An 8179-nucleotide genomic window follows, 5' to 3' on the forward strand; every position below is an offset into this window, starting at 1 on the left:
CGCATCCAAGAACAATACATACCAACGGCCTTTACGTAAGCTTTTTGGTTGACTTTTTTTACTCGTATTATGCCCTTAAGTCCGTGCCATTCGGGCATGAGGCGGTTCATTTAGATTTCTTCATTTCATAATACGATTTACGTCATTACTTTTGAGAAACGCTCTAAATGCGTGAAGTGACAATCAACTTGTCTGCGTAGATCTCTCAAATTCAACCGACTAGTTGCTTGAACTCGTCTTCGTCTAGAATCGTGATGCCTAGCTTTTCGGCTTTGGCGTATTTGGAGCCGGCGGCTTCGCCGGCGAGCACATAGTCGGTCTTTTTGCTGACACTGGAGCTAGTGCGACCTCCGGCGGCTTCGATCATTTTAGTGGCTTCGTCGCGTGTGAGTGAGGGCAGGGCTCCCGTCAGCACCACTGTTTTGCCTGCGAGCACGCCGTCGGCTTGGGCTTGGCGAGCACTTTCAAAATTGAGCCCGTGGGCTTTGAGTTGTTGGATGAGGCTCTGGTTGTCGCTGTCGGCAAACCAGGCGTGAATGCTCTGCGCCATGATGCTGCCGATGCCGTCGACGGCTTCGAGCTGTTCTTCGGTGGCGCTGGCGATGGCTTCGAGCGAGTCGAAGTTGGCTTCGAGATCCTTGGCGGATTGTTTGCCCACGTGCGGGATGCCGAGCCCGTGGATGAGTTGCCAGAGCTCGCGCTGCTTGCTGGCTTCCAACGCGGCGATGAGATTTTGAGCCGACTTCTCGGCGAACTTATCTAGTTCGAGCAATTGCGCTTCGGTCAGGGTGTAGAGGTCGGCTTGGGTCTGGACCATGCCGCGCTTAACCAACTGTTCGACGACGGCGCTGCCGAGGTTTTCGATGTCCATGCAAGCGCGGCTGGCGAAGTGTTGCAGCGCGCGTTGCTGGCGGATCGGGTCGTCCTTGCTCACGATGCGCCAAACTGCTTGCGTGGGGTCGCGTTCGGCCTCGATGCCGAGCGCTTTGAGGTGTTCGCCAAATATGAAAGGCTGGCTGTCGGCGGGGCGTTTCGCGAGATTGACGCTGAGCACTTGTGGGATGATTTCGCCGGCCTTTTGCACCAGCACCGTGTCGCCGGGGCGAATGTCTTTGCGCTGGATCTCGTCCTCGTTGTGCAAGGTGGCTCGTGAGACGGTGGTGCCTGCGAGTTGCACCGGCTCTAAAATGGCGACGGGGGTAACGGCGCCGGTGCGGCCAATCTGGAGGCTGATTTCTTTGAGTAAAGTCTCGGCGCGTTCGGCTTCGAACTTGTAGGCGATCGCCCAGCGGGGTGCTTTGGAGGTGTAGCCAGCTTCTTCTTGCTGTGCGAAGTCGTTGAGTTTGACCACCGCGCCGTCGGTCGGGTAGGCAAAATTTTGCCGCAGTGTATCCAGTTCTTCGATGCACTTCCAGGCGCTTTCTATATCATCGGCGAGCCAATACTTCTCTAGCACCGGGAACTGCCATTCCTTCAGTTTTTGCTGAATCTCGGATTGTGTGCTGAAATAGTTGCCTGGTTCGCAAGCTCCGATGCCGTAGAGCACGATGTCGAGTTGGCGACTGCGGGCCTCGGCAGGGTCGAGCAGTTTGATGGTGCCTGCGGCGAGATTGCGTGGGTTGGCATAGAGCGCTTGCCCCTCCGCTGCGCGGGCGACGTTGATGCGCTCGAATTCCTGGTGGCGCATGTAGATTTCGCCGCGCACCTCCAGCACAGTGGGTGCGCCTTGAATCCTGTCCGGTAAGCCGCGGATGCCGCGCACGTTGGAGGTAATATCGTCACCCTCGATGCCGTTGCCACGGGAGACGGCGCGCACTAGTACTCCGTCCTCATAGCTGAGGCTGACGGCGACACCGTCGATCTTGGGCTCGACCAAATAGGTGAGCGCTTGCTCCGGAAAGCGCTTGAGCAGTCGTTGGCCAAACTCGATCAGTTCTGCCGAGCTATAGGTATTATCCAGGCTCAGCATCGGTTTGCGGTGACGGTAGCTCTCAAAGGCTTCCAAGCGGTCGTCGCCCACGCTTTGAGTGGGCGAGGGGGCGGCACCGAAGTCAAATTCCGGGTTGGCGGCTTCTAATTGGGCCAGCTCGGCCTTGAGGCGATCGTAGGCCTGATCGTCGATCTTGGGCTGCGCCTCTTTGTAGTAGAGACGGTCGTGCTCTGCGATTTCGGCGCGTAGTCGGGCAATTGTTTTCTGCGGATCAGCCATGGCGCAAGTGAAACTGTGAATGGCTTGGTGTAAAGCTGCGATCTTTGAGTTATATTAAAACTCCGTGTTCAGGCTTTGCTGTTGTTTTTCCTCGGCAGAATCATTGTAGGCAGAATCATTAATCTGATAATACTGATGTGACTTGCTATCAATCTGTATTCGGCAATTCTGTAGTGTTTTATGGGATCTTGTTAAGCAGATGTTTGATTACCAGACAGTTTACAACGCATACACGGCCTTGATTGCGGGGCTCATCACCAGCGTACACTGCGTCGCGATGTGCGGCCCCTTATCGTGCGCCTTTGCGCCGACAAAGGCGCAAGATGCCAGCCCGCAGCTGGTCTTGACCTGCTACCATCTGGCCAAGCTGTTTTCGTATGCACTGGTCGGCACGCTGGCGGGGGCCTTTGGCTCAGTGGTGATCCGCTCTGTTGAGAGCTCTTGGCTGAATTATCTGCCGTGGATCTTAGTGCTGTTTTTTTTGATGGTGGCCTTTCGCTTGGATCGCTTTTTACCCAAGCCGATTTGGCTGGGGAAATTGTATCGGCAGGTCACTGCCCGCTTCAGTCGTTTGCAAAAACCGGTGGCCGCAGCTGTGATTGGGCTGGCCAGTCCTCTGCTGCCCTGTGGACCACTTTATATGATCTTCGGGCTCGCTCTGTTTTCCGGCTCTCCGCTAAAAGGCGCAGAGTTCGCGATCGGTTTCGGACTCGGGACCTTGCCCTTGTTGTGGTTGGCTCAGAGTCAGTTTATGCGAGTGCAGCTGAAAGTGACGCCTGTGACGCTGGTGCGCATACAACGGGGCTTGGCTTTGGTGGCTGCCTTGGTGGTGGCTTGGCGCTTGCGTACGACTCTCGGGATTGAAGGTGCGGAGAACTGGGTCTGTCATCCGTTTTGATGCTGTGAGCTAAAATTATTGCGGAACTCCATCGGACGCTTTCTGTCCATTTTTATCTCTATCTTATTACGCATCTGATCATGAAATACGCCACTTGCTTCTCTCTGATATCTCTACTCACGATTGCGCCTCTGTTTGCGGAGGAACATCCGCCGTTGAATGCCAAGGTGGATACCCAGCCGATTCAAGCAGAGGCGGGCAAAGCCTTGGTTTCTTATGCGGACGTGCTGGATCAAGCGACGCCTTCGGTGGTGACGGTGTATACATCGCAAATTGTGACGGTGGGCCAGGTTCGAACTTTGCCCGACTTTCTGCGGCAATTTGCTCAACCTGTGCCACAGATGGAGCCCAATACAGGCAGCACACGCGAACGTAAAGAGCCGCTCGGGGTGGGCTCGGGTGTGATTATCTCTACAGATGGCTATATCGTGACCAATCACCACGTGGTGCAGGGGGTGCGCGGGCGTCAGGCCGATGAGATACGGGTGCGCCTGAATGATGATTCTGAGTATGTGGCGACCTTGGTCGGCTCCGATTCGAAGACAGATGTGGCGGTGCTTAAAATTGATGCTGAAGTCTCGTTGCCAGCCATTACGCTGGCGGACAGTGAGCTGATTCGGGTGGGGGACATCGTCTTTGCGATTGGGAATCCGCTTGATGTGGGGTTGACTGCGACACAAGGCATCGTCTCTGCCACGGGACGCAATCGCAAGGGCGAGATCCTGGGGCCAGGCTCCTATGAGAATTTCATTCAAACGGACGCTTCGATTAATTTGGGCAATTCCGGCGGCGCGCTGGTCGATGCCTGGGGTCGCCTGATCGGTATCAATACTGCAATCGTTTCCGGCAGCGGGGGAAGCATCGGGATCGGTTTTGCGATTCCAGTCAATATGGTGCTGAACGTGGCTTCTAATTTGATTGAACGCGGGGAAGTGCCACGTGGCATGTTGGGCCTGTTTCCGGGGGATCTGACCCGTGACATGGCAGATGCCTTTGGGCTGGATAGCACGCGTGGCGCCTTGGTCAATCAAGTGCAAGAAGACTCGCCAGCGGCAAGCGCCGGCGTGCGCCATGGCGACATCATTGTGAAGGTCGATGATGTGGAAATCGACTCGGCGGCGCAGTTGCGCTTAGTCGTCTCTCAGATCCTACCAGGCACCGATGTGGACCTGACTTTGATACGGATGGGCGAGACGCTGGTTCTGCCAGTCACCTTGGGGAGCTTAAATGGTAAAGTTTCGGGTGGGTTGGTCGATACGAGTCCGCTGAAAGGCGTCGTTCTGCGTGCTGTCGACGAAGCCGTGCGTGCCGATTTCTCGATCCCTGCGGAGGTCGAAGGCGTATTCGTCGCGGGTGTTTCGTCCGATTCTCCGTTTGTAGATAAGCTAGAAGCACAGATGGTGATCTTGGAGGTCAACGGTGCTGCGGTTGACAGTGCCGATGCGATTGCCGATCAGCTGGTGGAAGGTTCCCAGAACCGACTCTATGTGTGGGCCAAGGGCACGAAGGGCTTTATCGTCTTTAAGCTCTAGTCCCCGGATTATGGCCTTGAGTATTCCGGCGGCTGCTATTGGCTGCTCCGCTTCGTTGCGTCCACCGTGGGGCGAAATACATTTAGCTTTATCTATAAATTTTGAGAAATATGTCTGAGAAACGCACAATACGCATCGGTTTACTCGGCTTTGGGGTCGTCGGCCAAGGAGTTTGGAAGAATATTGATAAGAACCGTTCGGCTCTTGAATACCGCTTGGGGGCGGAGCTCGCGATCACGCAAGTCGTGGTCAAAGATGCCAGCAAGGCGCGCGAGGTACAGGTGCCTGCGGAGTGTTATTCAGATGATCCGGCGCGAGTCGTGGACAATCCCGAGATCGACATCGTTTGTGAATTGATGGGCGGCACTGGCAAGGCGCTGGAGCTGACACGCCGTGCGCTGCAGCAGGGCAAGATCGTGGTGACTGCCAACAAGGCGCTCATTTGTGAACACGGCGAAGAACTCTTTGAAATCGCGCGTCAAAATGGCGGCCATTATTTCTTCGAGGCTTCGGTGGCAGGCGGGATTCCGATCATCAAAACCATTCGTGAAGCCTTGGTCGCCAATCGCTTTAAGCTGATTTTTGGTATCTTAAACGGTACCTCCAATTACATTTTGACTCGCATGGAGCGCGAAGGCTTGAGCTTCGATGCGACCTTGGGCGATGCGCGTAAGCTCGGCTATGTCGAAGCGGACGAGGCGCTGGATCTCGATGGCATTGATGCGGCCCACAAGGCAGTGATCTTGGCGTACCTCGCGCATGGGAAATGGGTGGGGCTCGACCAGATTATCTGCGAAGGCATCCGCGACATCACTGGAGAGGATATCGAGATCGCGGGGCAGCTCGGCTATAAGATTAAGCTGCTCGCCGTGATCGCGCGCGACTTCGAAGCCAACCAACTCTCAGTGCGCTTACACCCGGCCTTGATCTCTAAACAAGAGGTGATCGCCGGAGTGGACGAAGTTTATAATGGAGTCAGCGTGACAGGCGACGTGGTCGGCACCACGGTATTGATCGGCCGCGGCGCGGGGCAAGATGCGACATCCAGCTCCGTGATCAGCGATATTGCCGACGCCGTCTTTATGCTGCAAGGCGCACCCGCACCGGCGATTTCGGAGGAGGATGAGGCGACTTACCAAAAGCTCGCCGATGGCCTTGAATTAGCCGATTCGGAGACCCTTGCTGGACGTTATTACCTTCGAATTCACGTGAAGGACCAAGAGGGCGTACTGGCTAAAATTTCAGATATTTTGGCCAAAGAACACATCAGTTTCGCAACTGTGAATCAGAAAGAACTCGAAGATGGCACGGCCAAGTTAATGGTGACCACGCACAAGAGCGATGAGGCCGCCATCACGCGCGCGAAAGCCGTACTGGCCGCCGAAGGCGCAGTGATCGGCGCCCCTGTCAGTTTCCGAATTTTCGATCCCAATCAGTCGTAGTCGAGTTCTTTCGGCTAGACCAAGTTGCGGGGCCGGTGTGCTCCGCGACTTGAGGGCGAAATGTGTGACTTATAGCCGAGTCTTTTAGATTCGCTGCGTATATGCCAGCAGGTGCCTCTCAGGTGTGTGCGCTTTTATTGGCGCTGTGCCTGTTTATCGTATAAACTACGGTAGAGCTCGCTGCTTGGGTAGAGCTCCGCGTGGCTGCCACTTGCCACGATTTTGCCTGCGTCAAAGACTAGGATACGATCCGCGTGCTTAATAGTGCTAAAGCGGTGCGCGATGATCAAAACCGTGCGGCCCTTGGACAGCTTTTCCAGTGCGGCTTGTATCTGATGCTCGCTCTCTGCATCTAAGGCCGAGGTGGGCTCGTCCAAAATAATGATGGGCGCATTTTTCAGAAAGGCGCGTGCAATCGAAATACGCTGACGCTGGCCACCGGAGAGGCGTGAGCCACGCTCGCCGACTTCAGTTTCGTAGCCTTGGTCCAGTGCTTCGATGAACTCGTGAGCATTGGCCATTTCAGCTGCAATTTTAATTTCCTCCAAGCTGGCATCTGGTTTGCCGATCCGGATGTTGTTGGCGATGCTATCGCTAAAGAGGAGCGCTTCTTGCGAGACCAGCGCAATATGGCTGCGCAGTTCAGATTTGAGAACGTCGCGCACATCGATGCCATCAATACGAATGCTGCCCTCCGTGACGTCGTAGAAGCGTGGCACCAGATTCGCAAAAGTCGTTTTGCCCGCACCACTAGGGCCGACCAGAGCGACAATTTCCCCCGCAGCGATATCTACCTGAATGTCGTCCAGCACCACGCTGTCGTCCGTATATTTAAACTGCACCCGTTGCATCGAAATTTGGCCCTTCACACTGCCGAGGCTTTGCGGAGCAGTTGTTTCGGGCACGGTATCGACTGTATGCAGCACAAATTCCAAGCGATCCAGCGAGGCTTCGGCCTTGCGAATTGTATTGGAGACAGAGCCCAGCTTCTTGACTGGCTGATAGCACATATAGAGCGCCGCGAGAATCGAGGCCAGAGCGCCTTCATCGACTTCGTTGACGACGGCCACGTAGAGCGCGATCACGATCGCGAAGGAGGTGACGACCTCGATCAGGGGAGTCAGCGCCTTATCGTATTTGACGACTTTTAATGACTTTTCTAGAAAGTTTCTGCAGGCCTTGCCGAAGCGTTCGCTCTCACGCGCTTCCAGATTGTATGCGCGGACTTCCCGCGTAGCGGACAGATTTTCGTTGAGCACATGGTTCAGTTCGCCCGCTTGCTTTTGAGCTTTGCCAGCCTTTTTCAGTATGCGCGTGCCGATCGCTTTGACCGGCAAGACGCATGCAGGCACAGTGGCGAGTGCAATTAGGACGAAACTGATGTCATTTTCTTTAGTCGACAAATAAACTAAGTAAGCGGCGGCACTGATGAGCGTGGCAGGTTCCTTGATCAGGCTATCGACCACTTTGACAATTGCACCTTGTAGTTGGCTGGTATCGCCCATGACGCGACTCATCAAATCGCCCACCTTATTGCGTCCAAAGAAGGCAAGTGGCAGGCTTTGAATATGCTCAAAGACCATTCTTCGGATTTGTTCCAACACATGCATGCCCGTGTAGGCCATGAGATAAGCATTGGCAAAGCTGCCGAGGGCGCGAAAAACAAAGACGATGGGCACCATCGCCAAAATCCCCAGTAGCTTCCACCCAGTCGGCCCCTCCGGTTCGGTGACTAGGGGCACTAAATATTTGATCACGAGGGGTAAGCCAAATCCAGAAGAGGCGGCATAGACAATGCCCGCCAGCAACCCGAGCGCAAACTGCACACGGACGGGCTTAAGGAATTTAAAGTAAGGGCTGAAGCGTTTAAGATACATAGCGAAAGCTAAAGAGGAAATATAATGAAAAGTGAGTGGAGCATTTGTTGCTATGTGCCGAAAGTCTATTAAATCACAGAATTCCATTTAGTCTGTCGAGAGTCATTCTATGTTGGAAGTTCATGGGGGTGTGATTGAAAGTGCGGGGACACGTAGCCGGGGTCTTCAGACCCGGTCAGACGCCTGGCTTAGTTGCCTGCTTGGCTGCGGATACGGGGTCT

The 8179-nt window shown here is 54.8% G+C and carries 5 protein-coding genes; 3 read left to right on the forward strand and 2 right to left on the reverse strand.

What is annotated here, in order from left to right; translation table 11 throughout:
• Positions 1–211 precede the first annotated feature (211 nt).
• Complete coding sequence (ligA, locus tag QEH52_RS18510) at positions 212–2209, reverse strand: NAD-dependent DNA ligase LigA (protein ID WP_308952443.1); 1998 nt, start codon at positions 2207–2209, stop codon at positions 212–214.
• A gap of 199 nt (positions 2210–2408) precedes the next feature.
• On the opposite strand from ligA, the gene QEH52_RS18515 reads away from it, so the two are divergent.
• From QEH52_RS18515 to QEH52_RS18525, 3 genes are all read left to right on the forward strand, one after another.
• On the forward strand, positions 2409–3107 hold the full coding sequence (locus tag QEH52_RS18515) for a sulfite exporter TauE/SafE family protein (RefSeq protein ID WP_308952444.1): 699 nt from the start codon (positions 2409–2411) through the stop codon (positions 3105–3107).
• 80 nt (positions 3108–3187) lie between these two features.
• Entirely contained in the window at positions 3188–4639 is a 1452-nt protein-coding gene (locus tag QEH52_RS18520; protein WP_308952445.1) for a Do family serine endopeptidase, read from the forward strand.
• 110 nt (positions 4640–4749) lie between these two features.
• Positions 4750–6081 (forward strand): homoserine dehydrogenase, encoded by a 1332-nt coding sequence (locus tag QEH52_RS18525; RefSeq protein ID WP_308952446.1) that lies wholly within the window; start codon positions 4750–4752, stop codon positions 6079–6081.
• 134 nt (positions 6082–6215) lie between these two features.
• Here the strand turns inward: QEH52_RS18525 and QEH52_RS18530 are convergent, their stop codons facing one another.
• Positions 6216–7958: an ABC transporter ATP-binding protein gene (locus QEH52_RS18530; RefSeq protein ID WP_308952447.1), complete on the reverse strand. Its 1743-nt coding sequence runs from the start codon at positions 7956–7958 to the stop codon at positions 6216–6218.
• Positions 7959–8179 lie beyond the last annotated feature (221 nt).

The organism is Thalassobacterium maritimum, assembly GCF_031127805.1.
Taxonomy (GTDB): domain Bacteria; phylum Verrucomicrobiota; class Verrucomicrobiia; order Opitutales; family Coraliomargaritaceae; genus Thalassobacterium; species Thalassobacterium maritimum.